Source organism: Sphingomonas sp. DMC8 (genome assembly GCF_056314185.1).
Window position 1 is genome coordinate 62690 of record NZ_JBQUYV010000006.1, and the last position, 15102, is coordinate 77791.

Below are 15102 nucleotides of genomic sequence, written 5' to 3' on the forward strand. Positions count from 1 at the left end.
CGAAAGAACCGGCCGTGACTTCTGTTATTACCCAGATCAACGACGACAGCCTGGCACCGATCGATGCCGTTGCGGGCGACAGGCTGCAGATGCTGGTGTTCAGTGCAACCTGGTGCGGGCCGTGCAAGGCGATGGCGCCCGTAGTCGAGGAAATCGCCAGTGCCTATGTGCAGGAAGTCGCGGTCGCAAAGATCGATATCGAACAGTCGCCCGGTATCGCCAAGGCGTTCGAGGTGCGCGGGGTGCCCACGCTGGTGGTGCGCCGGGGGGCCGAGCTGGACCGCCATGTCGGCGCGCTCACCCGCACGCGGCTGGCGATGATGCTCGATGCCGCGTTGGAAAAGGGGGATGCGGCGGCATGATCGGCGTACAGGTGTCGCCGGCCATGGCAGCGCTGCGCCAGGCACTCGCGCTGACGGAAGCCGGGACACATTACGTCCCCGAAGACACCGACGTTCGGCTGGCCTGCTGGATGATCACGCAGACGCAGCCCTGGCCGGAAGCTGCGCGGGATACCCTGGAGGCGCTCGTCGATGCGCATCGCAGCGGTATGGCCGACGCTGCGGGGTGGCGACAGCTGCGGCGCGATGCCGTGGCGCTGGGCGATCATGCCGACCGCGAGATCAGGGCGCTGGGAGCGGTGGCAGAGGCGGCCGCATGGCCGCTGGGCACCTCGATCGCCGGATTGACCGAGCTGATGCGTGCGGTCTGCCACTTGCGGGCACAACGCGCCTCGGTCGGGACCGGCTGGACTGCGGAAGCAGAGGCGGAGGCAACCGAGACACTGAACGGCATTGCGAAGGGCGACGGCACGAAGGCACCCGAACGTCACGAGATTCCCGCACTGTTCGAGGCCGTCCATCCGGCACTTGCCCGGCGTTTTGTCGCGCAGCTCAATGCCTCGAACGCGGCATTCGGATCGTTTCGCGCCGAAGTGGCGGCCTGGATTGCGGGAGCGACGCGATGACGCTTGCAACGCTGACCGATCCGACCGGTTTGCCGCCCTTCGCGGCGCTGACGCCCGAGACCATCCTGCCAGCGCTCGGACAGGCGATCGCCGATCAGGATGCGGTGATCGACGCACTGGTCCGCACCCGGCCGACCAGCTTTGCTGCGGTGTGGATGCCGCTCGAGCGCGCGGCCAACGCAATCGACGCGCTGTGGTCGGCGGTGTCGCACCTGAAGAGCGTGGCCGACAGTCCCACACTGCGGACGGTGCATGCGGAAGGAAACCGGTTGCTGGTGGCGGCTGGGACGCGGCTGCGCCAGAACCGTGATCTCTATGACGTGCTCGTCGCTCTGGCCGCCACCCCCGGCTTTTCCGATCTGCCGCTGGCCGATCGCGCGGCAGTGGAACACGCGATTCGCGACTTCACGCTTGCCGGCGTTGCGCTGGAGCCCGAGCAGCGCGCGCGCTATGCCGACATTTCGCTGGAGCTGTCGCAGCTCGCGACCGATTTCGGGAGCGCGGTGCTCGACGCAACCGACGCCTGGTTCGAGCAGATCACCGATCCCGCCCAGCTGGCCGGCGTCCCTGAAGCGGATCTTGCCATGTTCGCCGACGCGGCGCGAGCCAAGGGGATTGAGGGCTGGGTGGTCACGCTCCATCATCCGAGTGTCCGCGCGATCCTGACCTTCGCCGATGATCGCGATTTGCGCGCGCGCGTCTATGCGGCGTTCGGCACCCGTGCCTCGGATCGCGGGCCGCAGGCCGGCCAGTTCGACAATGGCCCGCGCATCGCACGCACCTTGGCGCTGCGACACGAGCTGTCGCATCTGCTCGGCTTCGTCGACCCGGTCGCATGGTCGCTCGCCACCAAGATGGCGCCGGACGCGACGACGGTGCTCGAATTCCTGCGTGACCTTGCCGACCGCGCGCGCCCGATCGCGGCAGCGGAGCTGGCGCGGTTGCGCGACTTTGCCGCCAGCGAGCTGGGCATAGACGATCTCCAGCCCTGGGACATCGACTATGCGAGCGAGCATCGACGGGCATCCTGTTATGCGCTCGACGAACAGGCGGTGCGCGCGCACTTCCCGGTAGAGGCGGTGCTGCGCGGGTGGCGCGCGCTGATCGAACGGCTGTTCGGCATCCGTCTGCGGCGGCGCGAGGATGTCGCGCTTTGGCATCCGGATGCCGCCTATTACGATCTCATCGATGAGGCCGGCACGGTGTTTGCCGGCATCTATCTCGACCTGCATGCGCGCGCCGGCAAGCGCGGCGGCGCGTGGATGTCGGAGGCGCGCCCGCGGCTGCGCGACGGCAACGAAATCGGCCTGCCCGTCGCCTATATGGTATGCAATTTCGCGCCGCGCGGGGAAGATGTGCCGGCGCTCCTCTCCCACAGCGACGTGCTGACGCTGCTGCACGAGACGGGGCATTGCCTGCACCATTTGTGCACCCGCGTCGATCGTCCCAGCATCGGCGGTGTCACCGGCTTCGAATGGGACGCGGTGGAACTGCCAAGCCAGTTGATGGAGGATTTCGCCTGGGATCAGGCGGTCCTCACCAGCATGTCGGAGCATTATCGCACGGGCACTCCCCTGCCGGCGGCGATGTTCGAGAAGCTGCTCGCCGCCCGGCGTTTCCAGTCGGGCATGGCGGTGGTGCGCCAGATCGAGTTCGCCCTGTTCGACCTGCTGCTCCATCTCGGCACGCTGGGCGGCGACCCGATGGAGGTTCTGGAAATCGTTCGCGAGGAAGTCGCGGTGGTGCGCCCGCCCGAATGGCACCGCTTCCCGCATGCGTTCACCCACATCTTCGCGGGCGGCTACGCTGCGGGCTATTACAGCTATCTGTGGGCAGAGGTGCTGGCGGCCGATGCGTTCCAGCGCTTTGTCGAGGCCGGGGTGGTCGACCGCGCGACCGGCGATGCGCTTCGCGACCAGATTCTTGCGCGGGGTGCCAGTCGACCGGCTGCAGAGAGCTTCCGGGCGTTTCGCGGTCGCGATCCGGACGTGGGGGCACTGCTGATCCGGCGGGGGCTCGCATGAGCAACACTCCTTTCGATCCGGTCACCGACGGCGCGGAAACCGCCTTTGGAGCGCGCATGTCCTATGGCGACTATCTGTCGCTTGATGGCATTCTGAATGCACAGCATCCGCTTTCGACGGCGCACGACGAACTGCTGTTCATCGTGCAGCACCAGACAAGCGAGCTGTGGTTGAAGCTGGCGTTGCACGAATTGCGCGCGGCAGCCGCGGCGATTGCCGGAGACCGGCCGCGCGTGGCGTTCAAGAATCTGAGCCGGGTCACGCGGATATTCGAACAGTTGAACGGCGCCTGGGACGTTTTGCGGACCATGACGCCCAGCGAATACTCGGATTTCCGGCGGTCGCTGGGCCAGTCGTCCGGCTTCCAGTCGTTCCAGTATCGTGCGGTCGAGTTCACCGTCGGCAACCGCAATCCGGCGATGCTGAAGCCGCACAGCCACCGCCCCGACCTGGAAGAACAGCTTCGAGCGATCCTCGCTGCGCCCAGCCTGTATGACGAGGCGCTGCGGCTGCTCGCGCGGCGCGGCTTTGCGGTGGGGGAAGAACGCACCGACCTGACCAGCCAGCGCACCGCCAACGATGCCGTGGTCGATACCTGGGCGCGCATCTATGCCGATCCCGAGGCGCATTGGGATCTCTATGAGCTTGCCGAGAAGCTGGTCGACTTCGAGGATTATTTCCGCCGCTGGCGGTTCAACCACCTAACCACGGTGGAACGGGTGATCGGCTTCAAGCGCGGTACCGGCGGCACGTCCGGCGTCGCCTATCTCCAGCGGATGCTCGAAGTCGTGCTCTTCCCCGAACTGTGGCGGGTACGCACGATCCTTTGAAGAACGCGGCGTGCAGGGGTGTGGGAACCGGCCCACACCCCCTGCACCGTCACTTGTCCTGCACGCGGATGACTGTCGGCACCCCGAGGCCGAGCCCCTGGAACTGGTCGCGGATCTTCTGCCAGTCGCCTACCACAATCCAGTGCAACACCGACGGGTCGGCCAGCGTCTGCGCAGCAGCGCGCACCTGATCGAGCGTCAAAGCCCGGTACCGTGCGGGATCGCGAACGACCGAATCATAGGGGCGGCCATAGCTTTGCGCGTTGGCCATCGCCTGCAGCAGGTCCGCACCATCCTCCAGCCGTGCCGCAGTCTGGTTGATGCTGGCTGCCGCGATCCGGTCGAGCTCCGCCTGCGCGGGCGGGTGGTCCTTGCCGAGCGCGCGGAGTTCCGCGATCAGTTCGGCGATGGCGGCGGCGCTGTGATCGGGTGAAACACTGCCCGCGATCTGCCACAGCCGCTGCCCACGCGCATCCTGGGTTCCCGAGCCGATGCCGTAGGTCCAGCCCTTGCTCTGCCGCAGATTGGCGCTGATCCGTGACGTGTTGTTGCCGCCATAGACTTCGTTTGCGGCGTCGAGCGCGATGTCGCCCGCAGGCGTGCTGGGCGGCAACAGACGCGCCGCTGCGATGAAGGTCTGCGACGCACCGGGCTTGTCGAGCACAGTCAGTGTCGGCGCGGTCTGTGCTGGGGCCGTGGGGATGGCGGCTATCGGCGCGGCCGGTCCGGCCGCCTTCCATCGGCCCAGCGCCGCTTCGAGCAGCGGGCGCAGCGTCGCCATGTCGGTATCCGCTGCGACGTACAGCGTGGCGCGGTCGGGGCGGACATGCCCGCGATCCCAGGCGCGGAGTGCGGCCACGTCCAGCGCCTGTATGGCGCGCACGTCGTCATCAGGGGTTGCGGGCTCGCCATAGGGATGGTTCGCGCCATAGACGCTGTTGCGGAGCACGCGCTGTGCGCTGGTCCATGGCCGCATTTCCTCGCCGTGCAGCGCTGCCAGGCGGCGCTGCTGCTGGGTCTTAAGAGCCGCCGGGTCCGGATCGGTTTGCGCCAGGACATCGCCGAGCAGGGCGATACCTTTTGCCAGTTCGGCGGTGTCCACCGAAAGTATGAAGTCGGTATAATCGGCTGCGACCCGGCGGCTGAACTGGCCGCCCAGCGCTTCGGCCCGGCCCGGCAGCGTCTTGTCCTCGGCCATCAGCGTCACTGCAGTATCGGCAATCGGCCAGGCGGCGCTCGCCGATCCGGCATCGATCCGCAGCAACAGGTTGGCTGCACCCGATCCGGCGCGCGGCACAAACACCACCGCCAGCCCGTTCGACAGGCGCGCCTGCGTGACCGCCGGAAAGGCGATCGGCTGGACAGGCGCCATGGCCGGCGGCCCCTTGGCGAGATCATACTCCCCCGTTTCGGCCTTGAACGGCGGTATCGGGCTGGCAATCAGCAGATGGCCCGGCTTACCATAGACCGCTGCGGCCGTGGCCCGCACCCGTTCCGGCGTCGCGCTGCGCAACTGGCGCAGATAGGTAGCGTCATAGTCCGCATCGTCGGTGAGGGACGCGCCGCGCATCAGCGCGAAGGCCTCGCCGAACGTGCTTTCCTGCAACTGCTTGATGTGGCGGATGCGGGCCTCACGCGCGCGGTCGAGCTCGGCGGCCGTCGGGCCTTCCGCCACGAAGGTCGCCAGTGCACGATCAAGCTCCGCCTCCACGCGCGCCGTCTGGTCCGGGCGCACGCCGTCGACGACGAACCCCATCTCGCTCGACAGCAGCCTCTCATCAAAGGTCACCATCACCGATCCTGCGATGCCGAGTTCGTCGACCAGCCGCTTCTTCAGCCGTGATGCTGGCGCGTTCGCCATGATCTGCGCGATCAGGTCGAGATCGGCGATGGCGGGCGTGCCGGCGGGCGGCGCGCGGAAGGTGGCATAGAGGCGCGCGGCGGGCACGGCATAGAAGGTTTGCCGCCGGATCGGCCCGGGCAGCGGCGCAGTGTCGGTCAGCAGTCGGTCGACCGGCTGGCGCGGCGCGAGGCCGCCGAAATAGCGCTCGGCGAGCACGCGCGCCGCCTCGACGGTAAGGTCGCCGGTCAGGATCAGCGTGGCGTTGGCCGGGCCGTAAAAGTCGTGGAACCATTGTCGCGCCTGATCGACCGTAACCGCCCGAAGATCGCGCTCGGTGCCGATCACACTGTGGTGATAGGGGTGGTCGGCCGGGTAGAGATCGGCATGGATCGCCGCCCAGTCCTCGCCATGGGGGGCATCACCTCGCAGGCGCTTCTCGTTGAGCACGACCTCGACCTCGCGCGCCACGCGCTCGGGCGTCAGCGCCTCTGCCAGGAAGCCCATCCGGTCCGCTTCGAGGAACAGGGCACGGTCCAGCGCAGCGCTGGGTACCGTCGCGTAGAAGATCGTCCTGTCCTCGGTCGTTGTCGCATTGGCCCCGGGCGCGCCCATGTCGTGGTAAGAGCGGGTGGCATCCTGATTCCAGTGCAGGCTGCCCTGCAGCATGAGATGCTCGAACAGATGCGCGTAGCCGAACTGCCCCGGCTTTTCGTCCTTCGACCCGACATTGTACACCAATGCGACGGTGACGATCGGGACGCGCCGATCGGGCTGGACGACAACGCGCAGTCCGTTGGACAAGGTGAATGCCGTTACGCGCGGCGTCGCTTCCGCCTGCAGGCCCCCGGCAGGCGAGCTGCTGGCCTGCGCTGGCGCGGTTATCAGGGAGGCGCCAAATGCTGCCATCAGGAAGACGCGTGAAACAGTTGTCATGGTCATATGTTGACGCGACGACCGGCGTCGCGCTAGCAGCTGACCTATCGATAGATTTTATGGCCACATAACAACATCAGATAGTTGTGACGAGCTCTGTTCCGCCCCCTCTGGCCGGGACGGTTGATCCGACGTGTATTGTCCGGGGTAACCCGGCCAATGAAGCAAGCACGGCCACCGTCAGGAATCCCCGGGATATGTCGGGGCATGACACGGGCTTCCGCTGGCACGTCGACGCCGGGCTCGGCTATGCGCTGACCGGCAAGACCACCGTCGAACTTGCCGCACGCCATGCGGAAAGTTGGGGCCTGACTTCACCGGGCGCATCCCGCTCGCCGCCAGCGGAACCGGCGCCGGCTCCGACCTTTCCGGCAGCGCGTACGCTGCCGGTCGTCGCGCGTGGTCGTGACTTCAGGGTTCGATTACGATCGAATCCCCGTCCGACCGTATCTCCAGCCCGTAGGCGGAGTGGAGAAGGTCGAGGAAGCCGGCGCTGTTGCTGATCTGGAAGGTTCCGCCGATCCGAATGTTCGCCACGGCGGGGTCGTCGATGCGGATCGGACGGTTAGTATAGCGGTTGAAATCCGCAATGGCATCGGCGAGCCGTTCGTTCTGGAATACCAGAACGCCCTCGCGCCAGCCGGCCATTGCATCGACGCGGGATGGCGCCGCAAGCGCGACGAGCGTGCCGGGCGACTGCGCATAGGCGATGTCCCCCTGGCCGATAACCGCCGCGCGCGTGCTCGCGCCTTCGGTCGCATCTTCGATCCGGACACGTCCGGAGAGCACTGCGACCGTCACCTTTTCGCCCTCGCGGCGGACGATGAAGCGGGTGCCGAGCACAGTGACGGTGCGGGGCCCGGCATGCACCACGAAAGGATCGTCAGGCCGATGCGCGATGTCGAAATAGGCCTCGCCCTTGTCGAGCCAGACTTCGCGTTCATGCTCTCCTGTTGCCGTGCGTACAACCGTAGCGGTGTTGAGTTCGATCCGGCTGCCGTCACGCAGGGCGATCGTCCGCTGGGTGCCGACCGGGGTCCGGACCACCGCTGGCGCCGGTGACGGCGGAGCCTGTGGCGAGGACAGCAAGGCGAAGCTGCCGATACCGATGGTGAGCGCGAGGCCCGCAGCGATGGCGCTCGCGGCGGCACGGGGACGCCCCTGTACCCAGGTGCGCCAGGATCGGATGCGACGGATCCGGGGCGCGGCGGCCTGGAAACCGAGCGCGCCGATGCGGTCCGCAGCCGCCCAGCCGTGCCGCAGCCGCCAGAACGCAGCCTTGTGCGCCATGTGCTCGTCCAGCCATGCCGCCAGCGCAGAGTCATCCTCTGTGGACCACTCTCCGCTCTCCTGTCTGACGATCCAGAGCGCGGCGGCATCCTCGATCTCCACCGCCCGGTTCATTGGCGACGCGCCTTGCGCAGGCGGGAGGGAGCTTCGCGCCGGATCTTACCAGCGCCGCCGAGCATCGCATCGGCCATCGCCCGGACACCCAGCACCAGTTGCCGCTCAATGGTATCGATCCCGACACCCATCTGCGCTGCGGCTTCGCGGGTCGACAACCCCTCGATCTTGCGCAGGCGCACGACCTCGCGGCAGCGCGGGGGAAGCCGTTCGATTCCTTCCTGCGCGCGCCGCAATGCGTCGCGCGCCTCGAGGTGGCGGTCGGTCGCCGACATATCGACCGCCTGTTCCACCCCCTCCATGTCCGCAAACTGTTCGAACTGAACGATCCGTTCGCGCTTAGATCGGTTCACGAGGATATTGCGCGCAATGGTGAAGACATAGCCGGCCGTATTGGTCGGCAGCGCCTGCCGCCCCCCGGTCAGTGCCGCTTCATATATGTCCTGACGGATGTCCATGATCTGCTCGGCGGTACGCCAGTTGCGGCGCAGATAGCGGGTCAGCGACGCTTCCAGCGGAAGCACCTCGTCACAAAACCAACGCTCCAACTGCGCATCGCTTACCATCGTCCGTCCAAAGCACTCCTTTGCCAGAGGTGTTTCATCCTCAAGGACAATCCGCAATGGCAAAGCCGTAACGGGAAAAATGCCCAGAGCCACCCGACAGATCGAATTTAGCGAAAAGTTCCAACATCTCCAAATTTTTTGAAATCTGATGTTACGGATTTGTGGCCGAGGAATGACAATCTTCTCGAGCGGTGTGACACGCACGTCGCTCGGGGGAAGGGCAAGCAGATGAAAAAGAATTTTGTCGCAATCGCCTTGGGGGCGACCGTTTTGAGTCCGTTGATGCCGAGCTATGCGGCGGCACAAGCCGCGCAGAAGGCTCGCGACACGCAACATTTCGAAATTCCGGCGGGTGGGCTGGCCGAGGCCTTGCAGGCCTGGAGCAAGATAGCGAAGCGCGAGATCGTGTACCGGATGGACGATGTCGGTAACAAGCGTACGCATGGCGCGCAGGGTGATTTGCCGCCGCTGTTCGCGTTGCACGTCCTGCTCATCGACACTGGCCTGAAGGTCGTGACGACGGAGGATGGCGCGATCGCTCTCCGCCCTTTGGCGGAAGAAGACACCAGCGTCACTCCTGACATTCTCGTCACCCGCAAGCTGAACTGGTCGCTCAACGCCGGTATCGAGCGGACGCAGGACGACAGCCAGCCGTTCATCGTGATGAGCCGCAAGGAGATCGAGCAGAGCGGCGCGCCGAACCTGGAAGCATTCCTGCGCAACCAGCTCAACGTCAACACCTCGCCGATCATGGGCGACCAGGCGATGGGCGGCGCCAACGATTCCAACCGGGCGGTCGGCGTCAGCTCGATCAACCTGCGCGGCATCGGCGTGCGCGACACGCTGATCCTGATCGACGGCCGTCGCCAGCCGGGCATCAACATCGGCAGCGGCGACATCAGCCAGCCGTCGATCACTGGCATCCCGATCTCGGCGGTGGAGCGCATCGAGGTGCTCGCATCCTCGGCCTCCGGCATCTATGGCAGCGGCGCCTCGGGCGGCGTGATCAACATCGTGCTGCGCCGCGACTTCAAGGGCGCCGACCTCTCGGTCAATTACGACAACACCACCGATTTCGCGGCAGGCCGCAAGACGGTGGACCTCGTCGGCGGCCTGCCGATCGAGGGCGGGCGGACCCGCATCTCGTTCACCGGCAACTGGACCCAGGGCGACGCACTTAGCTATGGCGACCGCGAAAACATCCGCCAGCGCGGGATCAAGGCACAGCTGGCGAACGATCCCTACGCCTTTTACGGCAGCTACGTTCAGGCCCCGCAGGGAACGGCCGTCAACTACAAGACCGACGACGGTTCGATGCTGCAGCTCAAGCCGCAATATGGCGGGCAGACGCTGACGACGAGCCTGGGAACGATCCCGATCGGCTATGCCGGTCTGCAGACCGCGGGCGTGGCGCCGCTGCTGGCGTCGGTCGGCAAGTACAATCTCGACCAGCCCAACACCGCATCGGGCTATGGCGCGCGGGCACCGCTGATCTATCCGGTGGATCAATATAGCGGATCACTGGCGATCCGCCGCGAGTTCAGCCGCTGGCTGACGATGTATGCCGAAGTCGGCATCACGTCGTCGACGGCGTACAACACCTATTCGAACACCATCAATTCCTATACGCTGGATGCGAGCGCGCCCAACAACCCCTTCACCCAGTCGATCGCGGTGACCTTCCCGGCGAATGCGCAGTTCGACACGCGGGTAAAGAGAAAGGCATCGACCTTCCGCAGCCTTGCCGGTGCCATCATCAAGCTGCCCGAGGATTGGCAGGCCATCGCCGAACTGGCCTATTCCACCTCATCCTATCAATCGCAGGACAGCCCGCCGAATGCCAGCGTCAATGCGACCTACAATCTCCAGGACGGAACGATCAACGGCTTTCTCGACACGACATCGTTCCCGCTGAAGCTGCCCTATAACACCACGCCCTATTCCAACCGCAATGCGGACGGCAAGGCATCGAACCTCGCCCCCTCCCTGCGGCTCGCCGGCCCGCTGCCGCTGACGCTGCCGGGCGGCAAGGTACGCATCACCGCCAATACCGAAATCAATACCGCTCGGATCCAGGCAACCGCCAACACGATGCTGAACGACGATACCGCGCTCACCAACTATATTCCCAGGGCGATGCAGACCACCAAATCGGTCTATGCCGAGATCCTGTTCCCGCTGCTGGGCGAAAAGCATCAGCTTCCGCTGGTCAAGCTGCTGGAACTGCGCCTTTCCGCCCGCCATGAATCCTACCGGGGCGACGGGGCCGACCCCTATCCATGCCAAGTGCCGACCGTGCCCAACCAGAGTGATTATTTTTCGAGCTGCCCGCCGGCGGGAACGATCATCCCGCGCTCAATCACCAGCAATGCCCATACCGATCCCAGCGTCAGCCTGCTCTGGACGCCGATCGACGGCATCACGCTGCGCGGCTCCTACACCACGGGCTATCTGCCGCCGCAGCTCAACCAGCTCGTCCGCACCCCGCAGCCGTTCATGATCGTGAACATGCGGGATTCCGCCCGCGGCGGCGAACTGATCGGCATGGACCTCGGATTCGGCCTGAGCGCCATCCCCGGCTTTTCGGGCGGCAATCCGAACCTGAAGCCGGAATCGTCGAAGACCTGGACGGGCGGCGTGATCCTGAAGCCCCATTTCCTCGATGGCTTCCGCTTCTCGGTCGACTGGACGCATTTGAAGAAGCGCGATCTCTACTTCGATCCGTCCATCCTGCTCGGCACCATTTTCGGCAGCTCGCAGCTGCAGTTCGATGAATTCCTCAAATATAACCCGGGTCGCGTAGTCCGCGGGCCCGCGTCCGGCGGCTATGCCGTGGGGCCGATAACGTCGCTCGACGTTTCGATGATCAACCTCAAGTCGATGGAAACCCAGGCCTTCGACTTCACGATGAACTACGATACGACGCTGTTCGGCGGCACGCTGTCCGCCGTGGGCCGCGCGACCTATGTCGATATGCTCACCATCGCCCCCTTCGCCGACTCCCCGGCCACCAATTACGCCGGCGTTGCGACGACCGCGTTCTCGGCCGGCAGCGGCGGGCAGGGATCGCTGCGCTTCCGCGGCAGCGCTTCGGTGCAATGGAGCAAGAACCGGCTCAGCCTGGGCTGGCAGACGCGTTACATGAGCAGCTATTATCTGCTTGCGGACCATTCCGTCGTCACCGCACAAGGCTCGGCCAAGGTCGACAGCCAGATGTATCACGACATGAACATCAGCTACCGGCTGCCGATCAAGATGACGGTATATTTCGGCATCAACAACGTCTTCAACAAGATGCCGCCGCTCGACGTCTCGCAAAGGCCGCTCTTCTACAGCGCCTATGGCGATCCGCGACTGCGTAACTTCTATCTGCGGTTGACCAAGTCGTTCTGATTTACCTTCGCCGTACCGCTCTCATCCCTTGCGGCGGGGCGGCGGGGCACTCCGCGCCCAGCGATTCCGTACCCGGAATCGCTGGGCGCGTCATTTCGATGGCAGCGATCCCGTGCCGGCGCGCCTGCGGCGGTGAAAACTTTCCCGGTCGTTACGGGTTTGCGCCGGCCGATTGTCTTCAACCAAGACGAACCACAGTTTTTCCCATCCGGGCGAACCGGCATTCCAGCGGCGCCAGCCGCATCTCGATCAAGGATATGTTATGACATTGCGTACGATGTTGATGGCCGGTACCGCGCTGCTGCTGGCGCCCGCCGCCGCGAACGCGGCGCCGCACTCGGCCGCCGGCGCACCTTCGGCGGAGGCGGTGACGGCCACGGCGACAGCGCCGGCCGAGCTCGTCAGGCTGGTCAAGGACTTCACCATCCCGTACCAGACCTTCACGCTGCCTAACGGCCTGAAGGTCATCGTCCTTACCGACCACAGCGTTCCCATCGTTTTTACCAGCATCAACTATGCCGTCGGCTCGACCTTCGAACCCGCCGGGCGCAGTGGCTTCGCGCATCTGTTCGAACATCTGATGTTCAACGGCAGCGAGAATGCCCCAGGCGACTATTTCCAATATCTGCGGGACGCCGGTTCGATCAGCATGAACGGCAGCACCGGCTATGACTTCACCAACTATTATGAGGCGGTGCCCACCGGCAGCCTCGATCGCGTCCTGTTCCTGGAAAGCGACCGGATGGGGCATCTGCTCGGCGCCGTAACGCAAGCCGTGCTCGACGAGCAGCGCGGCGTGGTGCAGAACGAGAAGCGCAATGGCGACAATAACCCGGCCAGCATCCTGAGCTACAGCCGCCGCAGCGCCATCTATCCGGCCTCGCATCCCTATGGCCACAGCGTCATCGGATCGATGAAGGATCTGAACGCCGCATCGCTGGCCGATGTGCACCAGTGGTTCAAAGACTATTACGGCCCCAACAACGCGACGCTGCTGCTGGCCGGCGACATCGATCTCGCCACCGCCAAGGCCAAGGTGATGCAGTATTTCGGCGACATTCCGCGCGGGCGCGCGATCACGGAGCCGGTGGCATCGGTGCCGGTGCTGAAGGCGCCGATCAACCAGACGCTGACCGGTCCCGTCTCCACCGTCCAGATCGCGCGGACCTGGCCGGTACCGGGGGGACGCGACAAGGCCAATTTCGCGCTCGATGCGATTTCCGGCCTGATGACCGGCATCGATGGCGCGCCACTGACCGACAAGCTGGTGCGCGAGCAGAAGCTGTTCAACTATCTGAGCGCCGACAACTCCACCTATCGCGGCGTCGGCGAGTTCACTGTCTATGGCTCGGTGCGTCAGGGGGTCGATCCCGCGCTCGCGGCGAAGGCACTGGACGAGGCGATCGCCGCCTTCCTGAAGAGCACCCCCTCGATTGACGCACTGAACCGCTACAAGAGCACGCGGATCATCCCGCTGATCCGCAACAACGAGACGATCGAGGCGCGCGGGGGACTGTTGATGCAGGCCAATTCGGTGCTCGGTTCACCCGACAGGTACAAGGACGACCTCGAGGCCTATCTGGCGCTGACGCCCCAGTCGGTAATGGCGGCCGCCCGCGAATGGCTGGGCCGCCCCGGCTATCGCGCGACGCTGCAGCCGGGTGAGCGCATGACTCCGCCGGGTGACGAAAGCGTCGCCGGCGGCGAGGTGCCGGATGCGCCGAAGGCCGCAGTGGTGCCTGCGCAGCACGGCACTCGCGGGCCGGTGCCCGGCATCGGCGCGCCCGACGCCGCCCGCTTCCCGGCGGTGCAGCACGCCAAGCTCGCCAACGGCATTCCCGTCCTGTATGTCCAGCACGCCACCGTGCCCTTCACCACCGCAGAACTGACGTTCGACGTGGGCCGCGTCGACGATCCGGCGGACAAGCGCGGCGTGATCGGCTGGATGTTCCAGATGCTGGCCGAAGGTGCCGGCGGCCATGACGATCACTGGTTCAGCCAGATGCGCGAGCGGACCGGCGCATCGATCTATGGCAGCGCCCAGAACACCGACTCCGGCATCAGCCTTGCGGCGCCCAGCGCCAGCCTGGAATCGGCGCTGGACACGATGATGCTGATGCTGACCAAGCCCGATTTTCCCCAGGATCGGCTGGAGGATCTGCGGCGGGAAGAAATGGCGCGCGTGAACGCGGCACCGAAGAGCCCCGCAGCGCTGCTCAACGAGGCGTTCACCCAGGCGCTCGCGCCCGGCACGCTGCTCGCCAAGGCAGCCGAGGTGCCGACTGCGGCCGAGGTACAGGCGATCACCCGCGCCGATCTCGAGACCGCTTTCCACCGCTGGATGCGTCCGGACGAGGCCAGCCTGGTCATCGTCTCCGACGAGCCGCTCGCAACCCTGCTACCCAAGCTCAATGCGACGCTGGGCGCCTGGAGCGCGGCGGGGCGTGGTCCTGCGCCCGAGGCGCTGAAGGTTAAGCCTGCGCTCGCCACCGGCCCGGCCAAGATCGTGCTGGTCGACATGCCCGGCCAGGTCCAGGCGATCGTCACGGGCGGGCAACTCATCGATCTGCCGCGCACCGACGAAGGTCTCGCCCCGCGCGTCGCGAACCTCGCGCTTGGCGGCGAGTTCATGTCACGCATCAACATGAACCTGCGCGAGGACAAGCACTGGACCTATGGCGCGTCCGCCAGCTTCGATACCGACGATCTCGGCTCGAGCTACCAGTTCGAGGGGCAGATCCAGCCGGACAAGGTGGGGCCCGCCATTGCCGAGGTGCAGCGCGAACTGAACGCGATCCTTACCGACAAGCCGATCACGCGCGAGGAGTTCGAAAGCGGCGTCGTCAACATCCTGCGCAAGAACGTCGCTTCTTTCCGCTTCGGCGCGCAGGTCATGGGCGCCGCGTCGATACTCCGCCGCAACGGTTGGCCCGACGATTTCTTCAACACCTTCAACGCACGGCTGCGTGCGCTGACGCTCGACGAGGCCAATGCGTCGCTGCGTCACTATCTGCAACCGTCGAAATGGGTGTGGGGCGTCGTCGGGGACGCCAAGACGATCCGCCCGCAGCTCGAAAAACTGGGCCTGCCGATCGAGGTCGTAACGCCGGCGCAAATCCTCGCCAAGAACTGAGCGATAGCG

Annotated in this window: 9 protein-coding genes; 6 read left to right on the forward strand and 3 right to left on the reverse strand. The window is 65.6% G+C overall.

What is annotated here, in order from left to right:
- The first annotated feature begins 14 nt into the window (after positions 1–14).
- Genes ACT53K_RS13110 through kynA form a run of 4 tightly spaced genes read left to right on the forward strand, consistent with a single transcriptional unit; the run spans position 15 to position 3821 of the window.
- A complete protein-coding gene (locus ACT53K_RS13110; protein WP_476229115.1) occupies positions 15–362 on the forward strand; it encodes a thioredoxin family protein in 348 nt (115 codons plus the stop codon).
- On the forward strand, positions 359–967 hold the full coding sequence (locus tag ACT53K_RS13115) for a hypothetical protein (RefSeq protein ID WP_476229116.1): 609 nt from the start codon (positions 359–361) through the stop codon (positions 965–967). Before ACT53K_RS13110 ends, ACT53K_RS13115 begins: the two co-directional genes overlap by 4 nt.
- Positions 964–2991 carry a M3 family metallopeptidase gene (locus tag ACT53K_RS13120; protein WP_476229117.1) on the forward strand — a complete coding sequence of 676 codons (2028 nt, stop codon included), beginning with the start codon at positions 964–966 and terminating at the stop codon, positions 2989–2991. The genes ACT53K_RS13115 and ACT53K_RS13120 overlap by 4 nt, the downstream gene beginning before the upstream one ends.
- Positions 2988–3821, forward strand: coding sequence for a tryptophan 2,3-dioxygenase (gene kynA / locus ACT53K_RS13125; RefSeq protein WP_476229118.1), 834 nt, complete (start codon positions 2988–2990; stop codon positions 3819–3821). The genes ACT53K_RS13120 and kynA overlap by 4 nt, the downstream gene beginning before the upstream one ends.
- 49 nt (positions 3822–3870) lie before the next feature.
- On the opposite strand, the gene ACT53K_RS13130 is transcribed toward kynA, so the two are convergent.
- The 3 genes from ACT53K_RS13130 to ACT53K_RS13140 all read right to left on the reverse strand — a co-directional run bounded on the left by ACT53K_RS13130 (position 3871) and on the right by ACT53K_RS13140 (position 8660).
- Positions 3871–6597 carry a M16 family metallopeptidase gene (locus ACT53K_RS13130; protein WP_476229119.1) on the reverse strand — a complete coding sequence of 909 codons (2727 nt, stop codon included), beginning with the start codon at positions 6595–6597 and terminating at the stop codon, positions 3871–3873.
- Positions 6598–7008: 411 nt separating this feature from the next.
- The gene (locus ACT53K_RS13135) at positions 7009–8001 is read right to left on the reverse strand and encodes a FecR family protein (protein ID WP_476229120.1); all 993 of its coding nucleotides are present in this window, start codon (positions 7999–8001) and stop codon (positions 7009–7011) included.
- Complete coding sequence (locus tag ACT53K_RS13140) at positions 7998–8660, reverse strand: RNA polymerase sigma factor (RefSeq protein ID WP_476229121.1); 663 nt, start codon at positions 8658–8660, stop codon at positions 7998–8000. Before ACT53K_RS13140 ends, ACT53K_RS13135 begins: the two co-directional genes overlap by 4 nt.
- Before the next feature lie 135 nt (positions 8661–8795).
- On the opposite strand from ACT53K_RS13140, the gene ACT53K_RS13145 reads away from it, so the two are divergent.
- A complete protein-coding gene (locus ACT53K_RS13145) occupies positions 8796–11960 on the forward strand; it encodes a TonB-dependent receptor (RefSeq protein ID WP_476229122.1) in 3165 nt (1054 codons plus the stop codon).
- Positions 11961–12222: 262 nt separating this feature from the next.
- On the forward strand, positions 12223–15093 hold the full coding sequence (locus ACT53K_RS13150; RefSeq protein WP_476229123.1) for a M16 family metallopeptidase: 2871 nt from the start codon (positions 12223–12225) through the stop codon (positions 15091–15093).
- Positions 15094–15102 lie beyond the last annotated feature (9 nt).